Origin of the sequence: Pseudomonas laurylsulfatiphila (assembly GCF_002934665.1) — a bacterium.
Classification (GTDB): domain Bacteria; phylum Pseudomonadota; class Gammaproteobacteria; order Pseudomonadales; family Pseudomonadaceae; genus Aquipseudomonas; species Aquipseudomonas laurylsulfatiphila.
This window is the reverse complement of record NZ_NIRS01000006.1, coordinates 171,653-189,323: the sequence shown is the minus strand read 5'-3', so window position 1 is coordinate 189,323 and position 17,671 is coordinate 171,653. Positions and strand designations below refer to the sequence as shown.

Genomic DNA, 17,671 nt, shown 5'->3' with positions numbered 1-17,671 from the left:
CATGGCTGTTTGTAAATACCCAGGCTGCGTATCAACGCCGTTACAAAAGCCATTACACAAGCCGTTGAAAGATTGGAATTGTAGGCCGGGGACGAACCCCCAGAACGTTCGCCCCACTTTTATTCAGCTGATATTCAGACATCGCTGAAGCACCCTGATTGAGGTTGTACTGCCATGGTCCGTCGTACCAAAGAGGAAGCTCAGGAAACCCGCGCGCAAATTCTCGTGGCGGCCGAAAAGGCCTTTTACGAGCGAGGCGTGGCGCGTACGACCCTGGCGGATATCGCGACCCTGGCCGGCGTCACTCGAGGAGCCATTTACTGGCATTTCAGCAACAAGGCGGATCTGGTGCAGGCCATGCTCGACACCTTGCATGAGCCGCTGGAAGAAATGGCCAAGGCCAGCGAGAGTGAAGACGAACTCGATCCCCTGGGCTGCATGCGCAAGCTGCTGATTCATTTGTTTCATCAAATTGCGCTGGACCCGAAAACCCGACGCATCAATGAGATTCTTTTTCATAAGTGCGAATTCACCGATGAAATGTGCGACCTGCGCCAACAGCGCGTGTCAGCCAGCCTCGAATGCAACATGCGAATCGGTCTGGCCCTGAGCAATGCCGTCAATCGAGGGCAGTTGCCGGAAAACCTCGACACCGCCCGCGCAGCCATCAGCTTGCGTGCCTATATTGACGGTATCCTGTACCAGTGGTTGCTGGCCCCCGACAGTTTTGAATTGCACACCGCAGCCGAACGATGGGTCGATACCGGGCTGGACATGCTGCGCTTGAGCCCCAGCCTGCGCAAATGAAACAAAATGAAAACCTGGCTCCCGGCAAGTCAACTGTTGAAATCCCCCCCGAGGATCATTTTGCTTCATGCGCCTTTTTGCAATGGGGTGCTTTTATATATGGGCTCGTGTCAGGTTGACAGCTATCAAGCGACATAATTTGTAGGGATTTTGTATCGGGCTTGCATGGGGCATGAACTTAGAACGGATACCACCGCTCGTGAAAAAGAACCCCGGCTTTGCGAGTCGGGGTCTGGAATGTGGCGAAAAAAGACATCAGTAAGCTGGTCTGATACGTTTTTTCATCGGCGTATTTTTTTGTCTGATCAGTATTAACCGATTATCAGGTCGACGCTAAAACTGAAGGGTGCCTCTTCATCCTTATTCGTGATGTTGGCAGTGACCTTATATGGGCTGCTGCTGTTGCCGGATCGCGTTATTTTTTTTGTCCAGATTGGATTCAGGGTTGGATGCAGGAAGCCGTAACCCACTGAAACTGTCAGCTGAATAGCTAACGTGCAAATTAATCCATCTTCGGTAATGTACGAGAACTCTTGCAAGATCGGAGGGAAATTCCTTTTTTTGTAATACAGTCCATTACTGGAGAAGTCCTGGAAGTAAGGGAGTTCGAGAGTTTCCTCATCGTTCTTTTCGATTTCGAAATCTGACAGCGACGTTCCGGTCAAGTCCCAGCCTGCTTTCAAGAGCCGGATCGGGCCATTAGTGTTGTTGGCGATGTTGATGGTCATCACGGTGTACTTATCAGGGAATTTGCTGGCGGAGGCAGAAAAGCTGAAGTCTCCAGCTTCATATTCTGTTTGTGCAATGATGTGGGGCGCGTGTATCGGGCCGTTGTTGTCCATACTGTTAATCCTTTAAAGTTTTTGAGGGGCTTCCCATAGTGCTCGATATGTTGTGGCGAGGCTTTGTGAAGTATTAAGTTGTTTTTTGGGTTTGTCTGGGTTGTAGTTGTAAGTTTGTATGCAGGTGGGTGTGATACTGGTTTGGATGGCAGGTGAGTTGTCAGAAGTTTAAGTCTGGTTAGCGGGTTTTAGCTTATTTAAAGAAAAAAGCCCGGCGTCCGAAACGCCGGGCTTTTCGAGTTTGCGCAGTTTTACAAAGTTGGATAGTCGATGTAACCAACCGGACCCTGGGCATAGAACAGCTCCGGGCGCGCTTCGTTAAGCGGTGCGTCGGCCTTCAAGCGTGCCGGCAGGTCGGGGTTGGCAATGAAGGGGACGCCGAAGGCGACTGCATCGGCCATGCCGCTGGCGAGCAACGCGTTGGCGCTGTCCTTGGTGAAACGCTCGTTGGCAATGTAGGGGCCGCCGAAGGCTTCCTTGAGTTGTGGGCCGAGGCTGTCGGCACCTTCTTTCTCGCGCGAGCAGATGAAGGCGATGCCACGCTTGCCCAGTTCGCGAGCGACGTAGGTGAAGGTTTCGGCCAGGTTGTCGTCGCCCATGTCATGCAGGTCGGCGCGGGGCGACAGGTGCACACCTACACGGCCGGCGCCCCAGACTTCAATGGCGGCGTCAGTCACTTCCAGCAGCAGCCGAGCACGGTTTTCCAGGGAGCCGCCATAGTTGTCGGCGCGCTGGTTGGTGCTGCTTTGCAGGAACTGGTCGAGCAGGTAACCGTTGGCGGCGTGGATTTCCACACCGTCGAAGCCGGCGGCCTTGGCGTTCTCGGCACCGACGCGGTAAGCGTCGACGATGTCGGCGATTTCAGCGGTTTCCAGGGCGCGCGGAACAGGGAAGTCGGCCAGCGGACGAACCAGGCTGACGTGGCCCTTGGGCTGGATGGCACTCGGGGCGACCGGGGCTTCATCGTTGAGGTACAAACCGTGGGAAATGCGACCCACGTGCCACAACTGCAGGAAGATCTTGCCGCCCGCGCCATGGATGGCCTTGGTCACGTTGGACCAGCCACGTACCTGATCGTTGGACCAGATGCCCGGGGTGTCCGGGTAGCCGACGCCCATTGGCGTGACCGAAGTGGCTTCGCTGAGGATCAGGCCGGCGGAGGCACGCTGCACGTAGTACTCGGCCATCAGCGCGTTGGGGACACGGCCTTCGTCGGCGCGGCAGCGGGTCAGGGGCGCCATGATGATGCGGTTGGCCAACTCGAGGTCGCCCAGTTTGATTGGATCGAAAATAGTCGTCATGAAGTACAACCCTCGTGAGGTTTCAGGTGATTAGTGGGTAGCAGGAGCCAGATCGGGATTGCCGCTCTGGCGGAAAGTAATCAGGGTCACCAGCAGGGCGAGTACCGCCAGTACGGCTGCGGCGAGCGGTACACTGGTCAGGCCGAAGCCATGGGCGATCACACTGCCGCCGACCCAGGCACCCAGGGCGTTGCCGATGTTGAAAGCGCCGATGTTCAGGGTCGACACCAGGTTCGGTGCGGCTTTGCCGAACGTCACCACGTTCACTTGCAGCGCCGGTACGGCGGCGAAGCACGCAGTGGCCCAGAGGAACAGGGTGATTTCGGTCGGGATCAGCGCGACGCTGGTCCAGGTCAGCACGGTGGACACCACGGCCATGGTCACGAACACACCGATCAGGGTCGCGGCCATGCCTTTATCGGCCAGCTTGCCGCCGATGATGTTGCCTACCGTCAGGCCCAGGCCGATGAGCATCAGGGTCCAGGTCACGCCACGGGGCGAGACGCCAGTGACTTCCCCCAGCAGCGGCGCAACGTAGGTGAACAGGGTGAACACCGAGGCGGCGAACAGCGCGGTCATGCTCAGGGACAGCCAGATGCCGGCGCCCTTGAGTGCGGCCAGTTCGGCGCGCATGTCGAGTTTTTCTTCATCGCGCTTGGCCGGCAGGAAGCGGATCAGACCGATCAGCGCAATCACACCGATCACGGTCACGGCCCAGAAGGTCGAACGCCAGCCGGCTTCCTGGCCGAGGGCGGTGCCCAGCGGTACGCCGAGGACGTTGGCCAGGGTCAGGCCAGTGAACATCAGGGCCACGGCCGAGGCACGTTTGTTCGCAGGCACCAGGCCGGCAGCCACCACCGAACCGATGCCGAAGAAGGCACCGTGGCACAGCGCGGTGACTACTCGGGCAAACATCAGCACGTTGTAGTCGCCGGCCACTGCGCAGAGCAGGTTGCCGATAATGAAGATGCCCATCAACGCCACCAGGGCGGCCTTGCGCGGCAGCCTGGCGGTGGCCAGCGCCATGAACGGCGCACCGATGGCCACGCCCAGGGCGTAACCGGTCACCAGCCAGCCGGCACCGGGAATCGACACACCGAGGTCGGCCGCCACGTTGGGCAGCAGGCCCATGATGACGAACTCGGTGGTGCCGATGGCGAAGGCGCTCAATGCCAGGATAAGTAGCGAGAGGGGCATGGGGTAATTCCTTTTTTAGCTGACTGACTTTAAGGGTCAGAGCTCTTTACTGAAGGTTTTGAGGAACTCCTGAATGGTTTCCTCATTGCGTTTGAAAAAATGCCACTGGCCGACTTTGCGGCTGCTGATCAGGCCGGCGCGTTGCAGGGTCGCCAGGTGTGCCGACACCGTGGACTGCGACAGGCCGCAACGTTGATCGATCTGCCCGGCGCAAACGCCGTGTTCGTTGCTGTGGGACTGGTCGGGAAATTCGACGGTCGGATCCTTGAGCCAGTGCAGGATTTCTCGCCGTACTGGGTGTGCCAGGGCTTTTATTATTTCGTCGAGATTGATGGTCATGATGTGGGCTCGTGATGTTTAAAACGCTATATCGCGATGAGGCGAACTTTAAATCGGTATTTCGCGATATACAAATATGATTTGGCTCTGACCAGCTCACATTTCGGTATATCGAGTTATAACGATACGTTGAGTGTAACAAGACAAGGGGGCAGTGCTAAGCTGCGCCCATGAACTATCTCGCACATCTTCACCTCGGTGGCCAGCGTCCCGGCCAATTGCTCGGCAGCCTGTATGGCGATTTCGTCAAGGGACGCCTGCAAGGGCAATTCGCTCCGGACATCGAAGGGGCTATCCAGTTGCATCGCAGCATCGACGTGTTCACCGATCGCCATCCTCTTGTGGATGTCGCCTTGTCGCGTTTCTCCCTGACCCGTCGTCGCTATGCGGGGATCGTGCTCGACGTGTTTTTCGACCATTGCCTGGCCCGGGACTGGAGGCTGTATGCCGACCGGCCGCTGGAGCTGTTCACTTCGGACGTGTACCGCGTGCTGTCCAGCGAGCGGCAACTGCCGGAGCGGCTGGCGAAGATTGCGCCGCACATGGTGGCCAATGACTGGTTGGGCTCGTATCAGGAATTTGAAGTGCTGGAGCAGGTGTTGCGCGGGATCTCGCGGCGCCTGACCCGGCCGGAGGAGCTGGCGGCGGCGATGCAGGAGTTGCGGCAGTTGTATGAACCGTTGAGCGAGGACTTTCGGTTGTTCTATCCGCAGTTGCAGGATTTCGCCCGGAACTATCCAACAACATAAAACCAGTGTGGGAGCGGGCTTGCCCGCGATAGCGGATCAACATTCAACGATGATGCTGAATGACCCACCGCTATCGCGAGCAAGCTCGCTCCCACAGGGTATTTCAGTGAATCAAGGATCGTGTCACGCCGCGATAGCGGGGCGCATCGGTGCTCGCTGAGGTTCAACGACAGTCCCGAACAACGCCTTCTGCACCGCCTGCTGTGCCTCGAACGCCAGTGCCGCGCGCTCTCGACCTTCGCAAGCAATTGGCTTGAGCAGATGAATCTCTACACCACCGCGATCATTGGCAAACAACCGCATCAGGTGCGAGAGCAGATCATCGTCGCCAATGAACGGCGCCAGCGCGCAAGGCTCGCCGTCACGCACATAACGGATCGCCACTGGCTGCAGCGCCACTTCGGAGTCGATGGCGGCAGACAGCAGGCGACCATGGAAGGTGCGCAGCGAACGGCCATCGGTGGTGGTGCCTTCCGGGAACATCAGCAGTGGGTAGGCCTGTTCCAGATGACGGGTCATCTGCTTGCGGATCAACTGGCTGTCGCCCGAGCCGCGACGGATGAACAGGCTGCCGGCCTTGGCCGCCAACCAGCCGGCCACCGGCCAGGTGCGCACTTCGGCCTTGGACAGGAAAGACAGCGGCGTGAGCATGCCCAGCAGCGGAATGTCGGTCCAGGACACATGGTTGCTGACCCAGAGCATCGGTGTCTTCGGCAGTTCGCCGTGGACGGTCACGTCAAAGGGCAGGGCGTTGCCCAGGCGGGCCATGAAGAACCGCGACCAGCGCTGACGACGCGCCATCGAGTGGGCCAGGCCTAGGCGTTCGAACACGCCGAACACACTGGCCATGCCCAGGCCCAGCGTCACCACCATCAGCACTCGCGCGATTCGCGCGTACACCCGCAACCGGCTCATTACACAGCCGCCTTGAAGTGTTTGGCGTAGCGCGGGCAGAGTTCGTCGCGCTTGAGCAGGATGAACACGTCGGCGACCTGAAAGTCTTGGTCCCAGCACGGCTCGCCGCAGATCTTCGCGCCCAGGCGCATGTAGGCCTTGAGCAACGGTGGCATTTCGGCAATCACGTTGGACGGGATGTCCAGGCTTGGCAGCGGGTTTTTCGGCTCGGCGCGCAGGTGTTCGGTGCACAGGTAGCGTTCGCGCAGACGCTGCATGATCGCGTGGGCCTGCACGCCGCCATCCTGCATCGGAATGCTCGCGCAACCCATCAGGTAGCTGTAGCCGCCCTGGTTCAGGACTTCGGCCAGTTCGCCCCAGAGTACGGCGATGGTGCCGCCGTTGCGGTAGGCCGGGTCGACGCAGGTGCGGCCGATTTCCAGGATCGGGCCTTGCAGGTGCACCAGGCCGTGGAGGCTGAATTCTTCTTCGCTGTAGAACTTGCCCAGGCTGCTGGCAGCCGTGTGGTCAAGCAAACGGGTAGTCGCCACCAGGCGCCCGGTGTTCAAGTCACGCACGCCGATGTGGGCGCAGTGAACGTCGTAGTCATCCATGTCCAGACCCAGTTCAGCGCCCTTGAGCTTGGCGTTGAATTCGCCGCTGAACACGTTGAAACGCAAGGCCTGGGCTTCCTGCAGCGCCTCGGCGCCCACCAGGCGTTCGGCTTGCAGGCGGCGTTCGTTGGCGGTGTCGCTGATGCGGGCGATCTGAGTCATGGCGAATCTCCGTGCGGGCTGCTCACCCGTCTTTGGGCTACAGCGAATCGACTTTCTTTGTCTAGCCGTGTTGTGCAAAGTCAGGCTATGTAGCCCCGGTGTCATCGCCATTAAGCTTTGGTGATGCTTATATGACAGCCCTCGAGGAGCCTCTTATGCCCTGGCAAACCCTGTTGAACCGCCGTGATCGCTTGCCCGCCAACCCGGACCTGGCCGAAGGTTTCGCGACTTTGTTGCAGCACCTGGGCACGGTCACGCCGTTTGAATTGGCCGTGCTGGGCGGGCGGCTGATGGCAACGCCGGGGCTGGCGTTTCTGGTGGGGTATCAAGCGGCATTGCGCATGCTCTGGCCGAGCGCGCCACTGAGCCTCGGCGCGCTGTGCGCCACCGAGCAGCGCAGCCTGCGCCCGGCCGACATGCAAACCCGCCTGAGCGGTTTGCGTCTGAGCGGGCGCAAGGATTTCGTCACCGCCGGCGATGCGGCCGACTGGCTGCTGGTGGCGGCGCGCTGCGAGGAACCCGGCGCCGACCCCCGCTTGAGCCTGGCGGTGATCTATCGCGATGAGCCGGGTGTGCGGGTGGAAAAACTGGCGCCGATCCCGTTGATGCCGGACATCAGCCACGGCCGGCTGTTTCTGGATAATGCCTTGTGCGAATTGCTCGCCGGGGACGGCTGGGATGCGTACGTCAAACCGTTCCGCACGCTGGAAGACATCTATGTACTGAGCGCCATGACGGCGTGGCTGTATGGGGTCGGTCAGGACTGTGCCTGGCCGCAATCCTTGCAAATGCGTCTGCTGGGGCTGTTGGCAGGGTGCGCGGAATCCAGCCGCCAGCCACCGACCAGTCTGGCCGGGCATGTGGTGCTTGGCGGGTTGTTCGCGCAGTTTGACGCGCTCAAGACTGAGGTGAAAGAGGCACTGGCCGGTGGGCCCCCGGAGTGGGCGGCGATGTGGCAGCGCGATCAAGCGGTGATGGATCTGGCGGCGGGAGCCCGGGGGAAGAGGTTGGCCAAGGCACTGGCAGGCCTTTGAAGATCCTTGTAGGAGCTGCCGAAGGCTGCGATCTTTTGACTTTGTTTTTAAAAGCAAGATCAAAAGATCGCAGCCTTCGGCAGCTCCTACGAGGGTCGCGTGAGTGTCATTTAATTGGGCTAGGCTGACCCGGGTATTCCCTGTGAGCCCCCGCCATGCCCAAAGGCTTGTCCCTGATTTTCCTGCTGTTGCTCAGCGTCACAGCCCAGGCCGAGTACTGGCCCGCCGAGCAATGGCCAACCGCCCCGACGCCGACCGGCCCGGCGCTTCAAGCTTTGGAGGCCTACGCCTTCCCGTCCCGCGATGACGGCACTCGCCAGGGCATTCGCACCGATGCCTTGCTGGTGATTCGCGACGGCCAGTTGCTCTACGAACGCTATGCCGGCCCGACGACGGCCGAGACGCCGCACCTGACCTGGTCGATCAGCAAGAGCCTGATGGCCGCCGTCCTCGGCGTGGCCTATGGCAAAGGCTTGTTCAAACTCGGTGACCCGGTGGCGAAGTTTTATCCGCCCCTGCAAAAACATCCCGACATGACCATGGCCGACTTGCTGCACTGGGCCTCAGGCCTGGATTGGCAAGAAGACTACGAGTACGCGCCGCTGAAATCTTCGGTGGTGGCCATGCTCTACACCCGCGGGCACCACGACATGGCCGCGTTCACTGCGGCGCATGATGCGTACGCCGCGCCGGGTCAGGCATTCCGCTACTCCAGCGGTGACAGCAACCTGTTGTCCGCGGCGCTGAAAACCATCGTCGGCCCCGACCGCTATCCCGACTATCCATGGACTGCAGTGTTCGAACCGCTGGGCATTCGCCACGCCGTTTGGGAAACCGATGCCACCGGCACGTTCGTCGCGTCGTCCTATGTCTACCTGACGGCACGGGATCTGGCCCGGGTCGGTTTGTTGATGGCTCGCGAGGGGCGCTGGGGAGACAGGCAACTGCTGCCCAGGGGCTGGGTGGCGTTCAACCGCGAGCCGTTCGCTCACTATCATGCCCATGAAGACGATGCCGTCCCCGGCGGCCAGTGGTGGCTCAATCGAGCGGTTGAGGGCGCGGCACAACCCTGGCCCGATGCCCCCGCCGATACCTTCGCGGCACTGGGGCATTGGGGGCAGGCGATGTATGTGATCCCCAGTGAACAGCTGGTGATCGTCCGCTACGGCGATGACCGCGACGGCAGTTACCGGCACAACGAACTGCTCAGGCTCGCGCTCAAGGCCTTTGTCGGGAAGGTGCAGCCATGACCGGGTTCATCCGCCGTCGACCGGTCAGTTCGCTATTGCTGATTGTGCTGATCGCCTTGATCGGCTGGATCTGGCACGAGCGGGTGGCGCTGTGGGCGTTCCCCGACATCATCAGCGCCTACACCGCCAAGGAATATTGTTCGTGCCGCTACGTGATGGGTAACGATACCCAGTACTGCCACGGCTATGTGAAGCAATGGCTGCCCGCTAGCGGCTTTATCGATGACCCGAGCGCCAAGCGCGTAACGGTCAGCGGCATGGGCCGCAGCAACAGCGCCGTGTGGGTCGGCGAGCGCCAGGGTTGTCGCTTGGAGCCCTGAGGGCAACGAGTTACGTTGTGGCGAGGGGGCTTCTGTGGCGAGGGGGCTTGTCGGACCGCCGCACCGCCCCGTTGGAGTGCGAAGCACTCCCGAAATCAGCCATTCGATTTCTTCAGACAGCACTCGGATGCAGGTTTTACGACTGCTTCGCAGCCGAACGGGGGCAAGCCCCTCGCCACAAAAGCGGATTTGGTGCAGTAGACGGCTTGCAATGCGCTGAGGGCCGGTTAAGGTTCAGCACAGGTTTATCTGCCCCACGAGTCTCTATGTTCAAGCGCTCCACCCTTCAAACCCTCGCTTTCCTGCTGCTGACTGGTGCCGCGTTGTCGGCCCGTGCCGATTGGTACCTGGATGGCGAATCTTCACGCTTGTCGTTTGTCAGCACCAAAAACGCCAATGTTTCCGAGGTGCAGCGCTTTTTGGTGTTGCACGGCAAGGTCGATCCCCAGGGGCTGGCGCAGGTGGAAGTCGAACTGGAGTCGATCAACAGCGGCATCCCGTTGCGCGATGAGCGCATGCGCAAGGAGCTGTTCCAGGTCGACCGGTTTCCCGACGCCTTGATCACCACGAAAATCGATCTGCGCCCGATCAACGACCTCGCTCCCGGTGCGCAGCTGGAATTGCGTCTGCCGCTGATGGTCGACCTGCACGGCAAACAGCACGAATACCAGGCCGAACTGCTGGCCACCCGTCTCGATGACCGGCGCTTCCAGGTGGTGACCCTCGAACCGCTGGTGATCAACGCCGAGGATTTCGATCTGGCACCGGGTCTGGAAACGTTGCGCAAAATGGCCGGCCTCTCGGCCATCAGTCTTTCGGTGCCGGTGGGTGCGGTGCTGATATTCACGGCGCGTTGACATGGCCGGAGCGATTTTTCCCTGGCGTGAAGGCAACCACTTCGAACTGCTGATCGATGGCCCGCAGTTTTTTCCGCGCATGCTGGTGGCGATTGCCCGGGCAGAAGAACAGGTGGAGTTGGAGCTGTATCTGGTGGAGGCGGGCGCCTGCGCCGAAGCCATGGTCCAGGCATTGGTGCAGGCCGCCGAGCGCGGTGTGCGGGTGCGCTGCCTGTTCGATGATTACGGCAGCCTCGCCTTCACCCTGGCCTTGCGTCAGCGGCTGATGGCCGCCGGGGTGGAGCTACGTTTCTACAATCGCCTGAGCTGGCGACGCTGGGTCGGCAACTTCTACCGCGATCACCGTAAATTGTTGCTGGTGGACCAGAGCCTGGCCGTGGTCGGCGGCACGGGCGTCACCGATGAGTTCTGGACGCCGGGTGAAGACGTCAGCGAATGGCACGAAGTGATGGTGGAAATCACCGGCCCGCTGGTGCTCGATTGGCAGCTGCTGTTCGATCGTCAGTGGATCGCCAACCGCCATCGTCGCGCCTGGCGACCAGCCTCGCATTTCGGCTTGCCGCGGTTACCCCGTGTACCGTCCAGTGGCGAGGGCATGGGCCGGGTGGCCTATGCCGACGCCCGTCAACACCGGGACATTCTGCAATCGCTGGTGCGCGCCCTGAACAGCGGTCAACGACGGATCTGGCTGGCCACGCCGTACTTTCTGCCAACCTGGAAAGTCCGCCGTTCCCTGCGCCGGGCGGCTGCCCGCGGCGTGGATGTACGCTTGCTGCTGACCGGCCCGCGTACCGATCACCCCTCCGTGCGCTACGCCGGGCATCGTTACTACCCACGACTGCTCAAGGCCGGGGTGAATATTTACGAATACCAGCCGTGTTTCCTGCACTTGAAAATGGTCCTGATCGACGACTGGGTGAGCATCGGTTCGTGCAACTTCGATCACTGGAACCTGCGCTTCAACCTGGAAGCCAACCTGGAAGCATTCGACCCCGGATTGACCCGAGCGGTAGCGGCGAGCTTCGAGCACGACTTCGCCCTGAGCCAGCAAGTCAGCCTGGAGGAGTGGAAGCGTCGGCCGTTGTGGCGGCGGATCAAGCAGCGGGTGTGGGGATGGGTGGATCGGGTGGTGGTGAATCTGCTGGATCGACGCGGCTGAACCAACGAAGCCTTTGTAGGAGCTGGCTTGCCAGCGATGAGGCCATCACATTCAACATATCCGTTGACTGTCAGGCCGCCATCGCTGGCAAGCCAGCTCCTACAGAGGGCTGCGCTGTTTTAGGGGTTACAGCAACTCAAAACTCTGCTGCGTCACGTCCTCTGAATCCAGGCCGATCTGTACGTTGAACTTGCCCGGCTCTGCCGCGTACTTGAGTTGGGCGTTGTAGAACTTCAGGTCGTCCTCGGTGATGGTGAAGTGCACGACCTTCTGCTCGCCGGCCTTGATCATCACTTTCTGGAAGTTCTTCAGTTCCTTGATCGGGCGGATCATCGAGCCGGCCACGTCCTGGATGTACAACTGCACCACGGTTTCGCCGTCGCGCTTGCCGGTGTTTTTCACCGTGACACTGGCGTCGAGCTTGCCGGTCTTGTTCAGGGTGGTCGACGACAGGGCCATGTCGCTCAGGCTGAACTCGGTGTAGCTCAGGCCGTAACCGAACGGGTACAGGGGGCCTGTGGTGTCATCGAAGTATTGCGAGGTGTAGTTGCCCGGCTTGCCCGGGGTGAACGGCCGGCCAATGGTCAGGTGGTTGTAGTAGGTCGGAATCTGGCCGACCGAACGCGGGATGCTGATCGGCAGTTTGCCCGACGGGTTGTAGTCGCCGAACAGCACGTCGGCGATGGCATTGCCGCCTTCGGTCCCGGTGAACCAGGTTTCGAGGATCGCGTCAGCCTGTTCTTTCTCTTCGAGGATCGTCAGCGGGCGGCCGTTCATCAACACCAGCACCAGCGGTTTGCCGGTGGCTTTCAGGGCCCGGATCAGCTCGCGCTGGTTTTCCGGGATGTTCAGGTCGGTGCGGCTCGACGATTCGTGGGACATGCCACGGGATTCGCCAACAGCGGCAACGACGACATCCGCATCCTTGGCCGCTTTCACCGCTTCGTCGATCAGCACGTTCGCCGGGCGCGGATCATCCACCACTTCCGGGGCGTCGAAGTTGAGGAAGTTCAGGTAGCCGAGGATTTTCGGGTCGCTGGTGATGTTGGCGCCACGGGCGTAGATCAGCGTCGATTTATCGCCCATCGCGTTGGTCATGCCGTCGAACAGGGTCACCGATTGCGCCGGCTTACCCGCGGCGGCCCAGCTACCCATCATGTCGATGGGCGCCTTGGCCAGCGGACCGACCAGGGCGATTTTCGCGGTCTTCTTCAGTGGCAGGGTCTCGTTCCGGTTCTTCAATAGCACCTGGCTGCGGCGTGCCACATCACGGGCTTCGGCGCGGTGCAGGCGGCTGTCGGCGTAGGTATCGACCGGATCATCCTCGGCCTTGCCGATGCGCAGGTACGGGTCCTTGAACAGACCCATGTCGTACTTGGCGTCGAGCACCGCACGCACGGCGTTGTCGATGTCGCTCTGCTGGATCTCGCCGGACTTCAGCAACCCTGGCAGCTCCTTGCCGTACAGGGTGTCGTTCATGCTCATGTGGATGCCGGCCTTGATCGCCAGCTTCGCCGCTTCGCGACCGTCGGCGGCAACACCGTGCTTGATCAGCTCGAAAATCGCCCCGTGGTCGCTCACGGCCAGGCCCTTGAAGCCCCACTCCTTGCGCAGCAGGTCGTTCATCAGCCAGGTGTTGGCGGTGGCCGGCACGCCGTTGATCGAGTTCAGCGCGACCATGACCCCGCCAGCGCCGGCATCGATGGCGGCGCGGTACGGTGGCAGGTAGTCCTGGTACATCTTGACCGGGCTCATGTCGACCACGTTGTAGTCGCGGCCACCCTCGACCGCGCCGTACAGGGCGAAGTGCTTGACGCTGGCCATGATGCTGTCGGCCGCGTTTGCGCCAGTACCCTGGAACGCCTTGACCATCACGCCGGCAATACGCGACACCAGGTAGGTGTCTTCGCCGAAGCCTTCGGAGGTGCGGCCCCAACGCGGGTCGCGGGAGATGTCGACCATCGGCGCGAAGGTGATGTCGAGGCTGTCAGCCGCGGCTTCCTTGGCGGCGATGCGCCCGGACAGGCCGATGGCATCCATGTCCCAACTCGAGGCCAGGGCCAGCGGGATCGGGAAAATGGTGCGGTGGCCGTGGATCACGTCGTAGGCGAAGAACATCGGGATCTTCAGGCGGCTGCGCATGGCGGCGTCCTGCATCGGCCGGTTTTCCGGACGGGTGATCGAGTTGAACGTACCGCCGATGTTGCCTGCTGCGATTTCCTTGCGGATCATTTCGCGAGGCATTTCCGGGCCGATGCTGATCAGGCGCAACTGGCCGATTTTTTCATCGAGGGTCATTTGCTTCATCAGGTTGCTGACGAAGGCTTCCTTGTTCTCCAGGGGTGCGGGCGTCGTGGCGGCCAATACGTTATGACTGGCCAGGCTGACGAACAGGCCCAGCAAACACAGCTTCTTCATGAATAGTTTTCTCAAGGGCCCAAACGGCGATATGCACGCCGGCCAGCCAAAATTTAGGGAGCGTCTATTGTTGTTCGGGTGCCGGCTCAAAAAACCAGAGCCAAAAAACGACAGCCAGGTGGCGGATGCGTTTTTGCGCAGGGCCTCTTTTTAGCCCATCGGCCCGTTGCAATCCAGAGGCGCGGGCGATTATGCCCCAAGAGCCGGCCCAGAAGGTTTCACGGTCGGTTTTTTCATGAATGTACAAGGGAGCGACATCCTGATGAATGCAAGTCCAACCTACCGCTCGCGTTTGCAGGTCGTCACGCTGCTCATGCTGGCCACGTTGCTGACCGCCTGCGGCATCAACAACATCCCGACCCTCGACGAACAGGCCAAGGCCGCCTGGGGCCAGGTGCAGAACCAGTATCAGCGGCGCGCCGACCTGATTCCCAACCTGGTGGAAACGGTCAAGGGCTACGCAAAACATGAAGAAGAGACACTGACCGCGGTCATTGAGGCCCGGGCCAAGGCCACGTCGATCCAGGTGGATGCCTCGACCCTCGACAACCCGGAAAAACTCAAGCAGTACCAACAGGCACAGGATCAGCTCAGCGGCGCCTTGAGCCGATTGATGGTGGTCTCTGAGCGTTATCCGGACCTCAAGGCCAACCAGAACTTCCTCGCCCTGCAATCGCAGCTCGAAGGCACCGAGAACCGCATCAGCGTGGCCCGGCGCGATTTCATCCTCGCGGTGCAGAAATACAACACCGAGATCCGCACCTTCCCCGGTCGCTTGTGGCACACGGTGATGTACAGCGACCTGCCGGTGCGTGAAACCTTCGAAGCCACGCCGGGTTCGGAAAAGGCCCCTGAGGTCAAGTTCTGAGTACAGCTTGTGCGTCACTACGGAAGAGGTAGCCAATGCGCGTGTTGAAAACGGGCCTGATGCTGTTGTTGTGGATGGTGGCGATCACGGCCCGGGCCGAATTGAGTTTTCCGGCGCTGACCGGGCGCGTGGTCGACAACGCGCAGATGATCGAACCTGCAGTGCGCGAGCAGCTCAACCAACAGCTTCAGGCCCATGAACAGGCCACCGGCGAGCAGCTTGTGGTCGTGACGTTGCCGGACTTGCAGGGCACCGACATCGCTGACTTCGGTTATCAGCTCGGCCGCCACTGGGGTATCGGGCAGAAAGACAAGAACAACGGCGCCCTGCTGATCGTCGCCCGGAACGAGCGCCGGTTGCGTATCGAAGTCGGGTATGGCCTGGAGGATCGCCTGACCGATGCCCAGAGTTCAGTGATCATCAACCAGGTCATCACCCCGGCATTCAAGACCGGCAACTTCAGTAAAGGTATCAGTGACGGCGTGGCGGCGATGCTGGTGGTGCTGGGCGGCAACCCCTTGGACGAACCCTCCACGGCGTATGAATCCAGAGGCGATCCGGGGGACGATTTCGTCTCGCGGCATCCCGGGTTGCTGGTGTTTTTGGTGATGCTGTTCATCCTGACTGTTTTTGTGTGTCAGATGCTCGGTATCCTTCCCGCCGGCCGGGGCGGCTCCGGAGGATCCGGGGGCGGCTTTGGCGGTGGTGGATTTGGCGGCGGCGGTGGAGGTGGAGGCTTCAGCGGCGGCGGAGGCAGTTTCGGCGGGGGCGGTTCGTCCGGCGGCTGGTGATCATAAAAATGAGCAGGCAATTCACGACATGGCATTACTGACTGAACACGAACAACGCAAGGTCGCCGAGGCAATCGCCCGGGTCGAGCGCGACACCGACGCAGAACTGGTGACCGTGCTCGCCGCCCGCGCCGACGACTATGCGTACATCCCGTTGCTGTGGGCCAGCCTGCTGGCGCTGCTAGTGCCGGGCATCGTGCATTACCTCACCGGCTGGCTGACCATGCACAGCCTGCTGCTGGTGCAATGGGCCATCTTCATCGTCCTGTGCCTGGTGTTCCGTCTGCCGAAAGTCACTACCCATCTGATCCCGCGCTCGGTGCGCCACTGGCGCGCCTCGAACCTGGCGCGCCGGCAGTTCCTGGAGCAGAACCTGCACCACACCGAAGGCAGCACCGGTGTACTGATTTTCGTCTCCGAAGCCGAGCGTTATGTGGAGATTCTGGTGGATGAAGGCATTTCCAGTCGCCTGGACAACAAGAACTGGGAGGCCATCGTCGCCACCTTCACCCAACAGGTGAAGCAGGGGCAGACGTTGCAAGGTTTTGTCAGCTGCGTCGAAGCCTGCGGCGAGCTGCTCAAGGTGCACGTGCCCGTGACCCATGTGCGCAATGAACTGCCGAACCGCCTGGTGGTACTCGGCTAAATCCTCCCTGGCGTTGTGTAGCGCTCACCGCTACAACTCCCGTCAATTGTCCGGGTTCGGCCTTGTCGTCAGTATTTCTCTCCAACAGTGGACGCCCAGCGACGGGCGTTCCCGCGAAGAGGGATTCTTATGGCAACCCGACAATCGATTGACTCTTTGGCACAGGCAGCCAATGGCGCTGAGGGAAACAAGCCCAAGGCGAAACTGACGGCGAAAGAAACGCAAATCCTGATGTGGTGTTTCAAGGGCAAAACTTCTTGGGAAATCGCCAGGATCGAGAATTGCACGGAATCTACCGTCAATTTTCACTTCGCCAATATTCGCCGAAAGTTCGACGTCAGCTCTCGCACCTGCGCATTGCTCAGGGCAATCGAGTCGGGAGCGATCCAGGTGGATTCGGTCGTTGCGCGAGGTGCGCATGAGCCTGACTGATTCGACCTACAACGGCATCAATGGGCTCATGTTGGGAATGGGGATTGCAACGCTGCCAGTGGTCAATGGCGAGGTACTGTTCGGTGCGATGCTCGGCGCGTGGCTGGTCACCACCACTCGCACCAGCTTCAAGGCCTGGCAGCGCATCGGTTCCTGGTTGCTGTCTGCGGGTGTCGGTTACCTCTTTACGCCTGTCGCACATCCGCTGGCGCCATTTCTGACAGAAGGTGTAACGGCCTTTCTTTGTGCGCTGATCGTTATTCCGATCAGCATCAAGCTCATGCAATGGGTCGACGGTGTCGGTATCGGGGAAATCATTCGACACCTGAGAGGACGAAGATGAGGGGCCGTGAATGGGGGGTGCCTTGATAGCCGGGACGGGCGTTTCTTGAAGCCATGCAACTTCGGATGACCCCGTTCATCAGGTTTCATTCGAAGGTTTGAGTGTTGCCAGGATAGCGGCCATTTCGGAAAGCCTGAGTTCCATATCACGCAGTCGTTGCTTTTCCTCGAGTGCGTTTTGTATGGCGCAGCGATCATTTTCGTCGAGCAACCGCCAGAGCGCGAGAATGGTGTTTTCCCGTGTTGTGCTTTCCTGAGCGGTCTCCGAAGAATCAGTAACTGCTTTTCTCAGAATCGGCCCTTCGCCCAGCAACAGCCAGTCAAGGGATATTCCCCGGGTTTGCGCGATTTCTACGCATAATGAGTAAGGTGTGCTGTCGCGGCCTCGCCAGCTACTAAGGGTTTGCGGGCTGATCTGCAGCGCGGAAGATAAAGAAGCATCGGTTTTTGTACCGGTAACTTGCTTTAGACGAGCCAGAACAGCTTGTGATTTTTTGCTACGCAATTTGAGCCGCTTCCTTTTGACATATGCTTTTTGAGTGCCTAATTTATGCGTAATGAGTACTTTTTTTCTTGTAAGTAATCAATCATCAAAGATGAGTCAGAAGAATACGATGTCGAAACTTCCTAATGGTATCAGGGGGATTTC

The 17,671-nt window shown here is 60.2% G+C and carries 20 protein-coding genes; 12 read left to right on the top strand and 8 right to left on the bottom strand.

The window, feature by feature from the left end; all coding sequences use genetic code 11:
* The first annotated feature begins 174 nt into the window (after positions 1 to 174).
* Positions 175 to 807, top strand: a complete 633-nt coding sequence (gene emhR, locus CD175_RS23150; RefSeq protein WP_104450596.1) for an efflux system transcriptional repressor EmhR — start codon at positions 175 to 177, stop codon at positions 805 to 807.
* Positions 808 to 1,118: 311 nt separating this feature from the next.
* Here emhR and CD175_RS23145 read toward each other — a convergent pair whose 3' ends face one another.
* From CD175_RS23145 to CD175_RS23130, 4 genes are all read right to left on the bottom strand, one after another.
* Complete coding sequence (locus CD175_RS23145) at positions 1,119 to 1,649, bottom strand: hypothetical protein (RefSeq protein ID WP_104450595.1); 531 nt, start codon at positions 1,647 to 1,649, stop codon at positions 1,119 to 1,121.
* 251 nt (positions 1,650 to 1,900) lie between these two features.
* On the bottom strand, positions 1,901 to 2,950 hold the full coding sequence (locus CD175_RS23140) for an alkene reductase (RefSeq protein ID WP_104450594.1): 1,050 nt from the start codon (positions 2,948 to 2,950) through the stop codon (positions 1,901 to 1,903).
* Positions 2,951 to 2,980: 30 nt separating this feature from the next.
* Complete coding sequence (locus CD175_RS23135; protein WP_007976713.1) at positions 2,981 to 4,147, bottom strand: MFS transporter; 1,167 nt, start codon at positions 4,145 to 4,147, stop codon at positions 2,981 to 2,983.
* Positions 4,148 to 4,183: 36 nt separating this feature from the next.
* Positions 4,184 to 4,486 carry an ArsR/SmtB family transcription factor gene (locus tag CD175_RS23130; RefSeq protein ID WP_007983055.1) on the bottom strand — a complete coding sequence of 101 codons (303 nt, stop codon included), beginning with the start codon at positions 4,484 to 4,486 and terminating at the stop codon, positions 4,184 to 4,186.
* Between the two features lie 170 nt (positions 4,487 to 4,656).
* On the opposite strand from CD175_RS23130, the gene CD175_RS23125 reads away from it, so the two are divergent.
* The gene (locus CD175_RS23125) at positions 4,657 to 5,235 is read left to right on the top strand and encodes an acyl carrier protein phosphodiesterase (protein WP_102701039.1); all 579 of its coding nucleotides are present in this window, start codon (positions 4,657 to 4,659) and stop codon (positions 5,233 to 5,235) included.
* Between the two features lie 123 nt (positions 5,236 to 5,358).
* Here the strand turns inward: CD175_RS23125 and CD175_RS23120 are convergent, their stop codons facing one another.
* Entirely contained in the window at positions 5,359 to 6,150 is a 792-nt protein-coding gene (locus CD175_RS23120; protein ID WP_007976719.1) for a lysophospholipid acyltransferase family protein, read from the bottom strand.
* Positions 6,150 to 6,905: an L-ornithine N(alpha)-acyltransferase gene (gene olsB / locus CD175_RS23115; RefSeq protein WP_104450593.1), complete on the bottom strand. Its 756-nt coding sequence runs from the start codon at positions 6,903 to 6,905 to the stop codon at positions 6,150 to 6,152. Before olsB ends, CD175_RS23120 begins: the two co-directional genes overlap by 1 nt.
* Before the next feature lie 155 nt (positions 6,906 to 7,060).
* Here olsB and CD175_RS23110 point away from each other — a divergent pair, with 155 nt between their 5' ends.
* The 5 genes from CD175_RS23110 to CD175_RS23090 all read left to right on the top strand — a co-directional run bounded on the left by CD175_RS23110 (position 7,061) and on the right by CD175_RS23090 (position 11,525).
* Positions 7,061 to 7,939 carry an acyl-CoA dehydrogenase family protein gene (locus CD175_RS23110; RefSeq protein WP_104450592.1) on the top strand — a complete coding sequence of 293 codons (879 nt, stop codon included), beginning with the start codon at positions 7,061 to 7,063 and terminating at the stop codon, positions 7,937 to 7,939.
* Between the two features lie 155 nt (positions 7,940 to 8,094).
* Positions 8,095 to 9,189: a serine hydrolase domain-containing protein gene (locus CD175_RS23105; RefSeq protein WP_104450591.1), complete on the top strand. Its 1,095-nt coding sequence runs from the start codon at positions 8,095 to 8,097 to the stop codon at positions 9,187 to 9,189.
* Entirely contained in the window at positions 9,186 to 9,509 is a 324-nt protein-coding gene (locus CD175_RS23100) for an amidase (protein ID WP_104450590.1), read from the top strand. The genes CD175_RS23105 and CD175_RS23100 overlap by 4 nt, the downstream gene beginning before the upstream one ends.
* Before the next feature lie 266 nt (positions 9,510 to 9,775).
* The gene (locus CD175_RS23095) at positions 9,776 to 10,366 is read left to right on the top strand and encodes a YceI family protein (protein WP_104450589.1); all 591 of its coding nucleotides are present in this window, start codon (positions 9,776 to 9,778) and stop codon (positions 10,364 to 10,366) included.
* A 1-nt stretch (position 10,367) separates the two neighbouring features.
* On the top strand, positions 10,368 to 11,525 hold the full coding sequence (locus tag CD175_RS23090; protein WP_104450588.1) for a phospholipase D-like domain-containing protein: 1,158 nt from the start codon (positions 10,368 to 10,370) through the stop codon (positions 11,523 to 11,525).
* Between the two features lie 126 nt (positions 11,526 to 11,651).
* Here CD175_RS23090 and bglX read toward each other — a convergent pair whose 3' ends face one another.
* Positions 11,652 to 13,943: a beta-glucosidase BglX gene (bglX, locus tag CD175_RS23085; protein WP_104450587.1), complete on the bottom strand. Its 2,292-nt coding sequence runs from the start codon at positions 13,941 to 13,943 to the stop codon at positions 11,652 to 11,654.
* A gap of 262 nt (positions 13,944 to 14,205) precedes the next feature.
* Here bglX and CD175_RS23080 point away from each other — a divergent pair, with 262 nt between their 5' ends.
* The 5 genes from CD175_RS23080 to CD175_RS23060 all read left to right on the top strand — a co-directional run bounded on the left by CD175_RS23080 (position 14,206) and on the right by CD175_RS23060 (position 17,023).
* Positions 14,206 to 14,811 carry a LemA family protein gene (locus tag CD175_RS23080; protein WP_007976733.1) on the top strand — a complete coding sequence of 202 codons (606 nt, stop codon included), beginning with the start codon at positions 14,206 to 14,208 and terminating at the stop codon, positions 14,809 to 14,811.
* A gap of 35 nt (positions 14,812 to 14,846) precedes the next feature.
* Complete coding sequence (locus CD175_RS23075) at positions 14,847 to 15,602, top strand: TPM domain-containing protein (RefSeq protein WP_104450586.1); 756 nt, start codon at positions 14,847 to 14,849, stop codon at positions 15,600 to 15,602.
* A gap of 28 nt (positions 15,603 to 15,630) precedes the next feature.
* Complete coding sequence (locus CD175_RS23070) at positions 15,631 to 16,248, top strand: TPM domain-containing protein (protein WP_104450585.1); 618 nt, start codon at positions 15,631 to 15,633, stop codon at positions 16,246 to 16,248.
* Positions 16,249 to 16,377: 129 nt separating this feature from the next.
* A complete protein-coding gene (locus tag CD175_RS23065; RefSeq protein WP_104450584.1) occupies positions 16,378 to 16,680 on the top strand; it encodes a helix-turn-helix domain-containing protein in 303 nt (100 codons plus the stop codon).
* A complete protein-coding gene (locus CD175_RS23060) occupies positions 16,667 to 17,023 on the top strand; it encodes a putative holin (RefSeq protein WP_104450583.1) in 357 nt (118 codons plus the stop codon). The genes CD175_RS23065 and CD175_RS23060 overlap by 14 nt, the downstream gene beginning before the upstream one ends.
* Positions 17,024 to 17,101: 78 nt before the next feature.
* Here CD175_RS23060 and CD175_RS23055 read toward each other — a convergent pair whose 3' ends face one another.
* Positions 17,102 to 17,527 (bottom strand): helix-turn-helix domain-containing protein, encoded by a 426-nt coding sequence (locus CD175_RS23055; protein WP_104450582.1) that lies wholly within the window; start codon positions 17,525 to 17,527, stop codon positions 17,102 to 17,104.
* Positions 17,528 to 17,671 lie beyond the last annotated feature (144 nt).

Excerpts from the sequence above, each read along its gene's own strand:
- CD175_RS23140 (WP_104450594.1), bottom strand. The coding sequence starts at position 2,950 with ATGACGACTATTTTCGATCCAATCAAACTGGGCGACCTCGAGTTGGCC.
- CD175_RS23120 (WP_007976719.1), bottom strand. The coding sequence starts at position 6,150 with ATGAGCCGGTTGCGGGTGTACGCGCGAATCGCGCGAGTGCTGATGGTG.
- bglX (WP_104450587.1), bottom strand. The coding sequence starts at position 13,943 with ATGAAGAAGCTGTGTTTGCTGGGCCTGTTCGTCAGCCTGGCCAGTCAT.
- CD175_RS23145 (WP_104450595.1), bottom strand. The coding sequence starts at position 1,649 with ATGGACAACAACGGCCCGATACACGCGCCCCACATCATTGCACAAACA.
- CD175_RS23130 (WP_007983055.1), bottom strand. The coding sequence starts at position 4,486 with ATGACCATCAATCTCGACGAAATAATAAAAGCCCTGGCACACCCAGTA.
- olsB (WP_104450593.1), bottom strand. The coding sequence starts at position 6,905 with ATGACTCAGATCGCCCGCATCAGCGACACCGCCAACGAACGCCGCCTG.
- CD175_RS23060 (WP_104450583.1), top strand. The coding sequence starts at position 16,667 with ATGAGCCTGACTGATTCGACCTACAACGGCATCAATGGGCTCATGTTG.
- CD175_RS23100 (WP_104450590.1), top strand. The coding sequence starts at position 9,186 with ATGACCGGGTTCATCCGCCGTCGACCGGTCAGTTCGCTATTGCTGATT.
- CD175_RS23065 (WP_104450584.1), top strand. The coding sequence starts at position 16,378 with ATGGCAACCCGACAATCGATTGACTCTTTGGCACAGGCAGCCAATGGC.
- CD175_RS23080 (WP_007976733.1), top strand. The coding sequence starts at position 14,206 with ATGAATGCAAGTCCAACCTACCGCTCGCGTTTGCAGGTCGTCACGCTG.
- CD175_RS23125 (WP_102701039.1), top strand. The coding sequence starts at position 4,657 with ATGAACTATCTCGCACATCTTCACCTCGGTGGCCAGCGTCCCGGCCAA.
- CD175_RS23135 (WP_007976713.1), bottom strand. The coding sequence starts at position 4,147 with ATGCCCCTCTCGCTACTTATCCTGGCATTGAGCGCCTTCGCCATCGGC.
- emhR (WP_104450596.1), top strand. The coding sequence starts at position 175 with ATGGTCCGTCGTACCAAAGAGGAAGCTCAGGAAACCCGCGCGCAAATT.
- CD175_RS23105 (WP_104450591.1), top strand. The coding sequence starts at position 8,095 with ATGCCCAAAGGCTTGTCCCTGATTTTCCTGCTGTTGCTCAGCGTCACA.
- CD175_RS23110 (WP_104450592.1), top strand. The coding sequence starts at position 7,061 with ATGCCCTGGCAAACCCTGTTGAACCGCCGTGATCGCTTGCCCGCCAAC.
- CD175_RS23095 (WP_104450589.1), top strand. The coding sequence starts at position 9,776 with ATGTTCAAGCGCTCCACCCTTCAAACCCTCGCTTTCCTGCTGCTGACT.
- CD175_RS23070 (WP_104450585.1), top strand. The coding sequence starts at position 15,631 with ATGGCATTACTGACTGAACACGAACAACGCAAGGTCGCCGAGGCAATC.
- CD175_RS23090 (WP_104450588.1), top strand. The coding sequence starts at position 10,368 with ATGGCCGGAGCGATTTTTCCCTGGCGTGAAGGCAACCACTTCGAACTG.
- CD175_RS23075 (WP_104450586.1), top strand. The coding sequence starts at position 14,847 with ATGCGCGTGTTGAAAACGGGCCTGATGCTGTTGTTGTGGATGGTGGCG.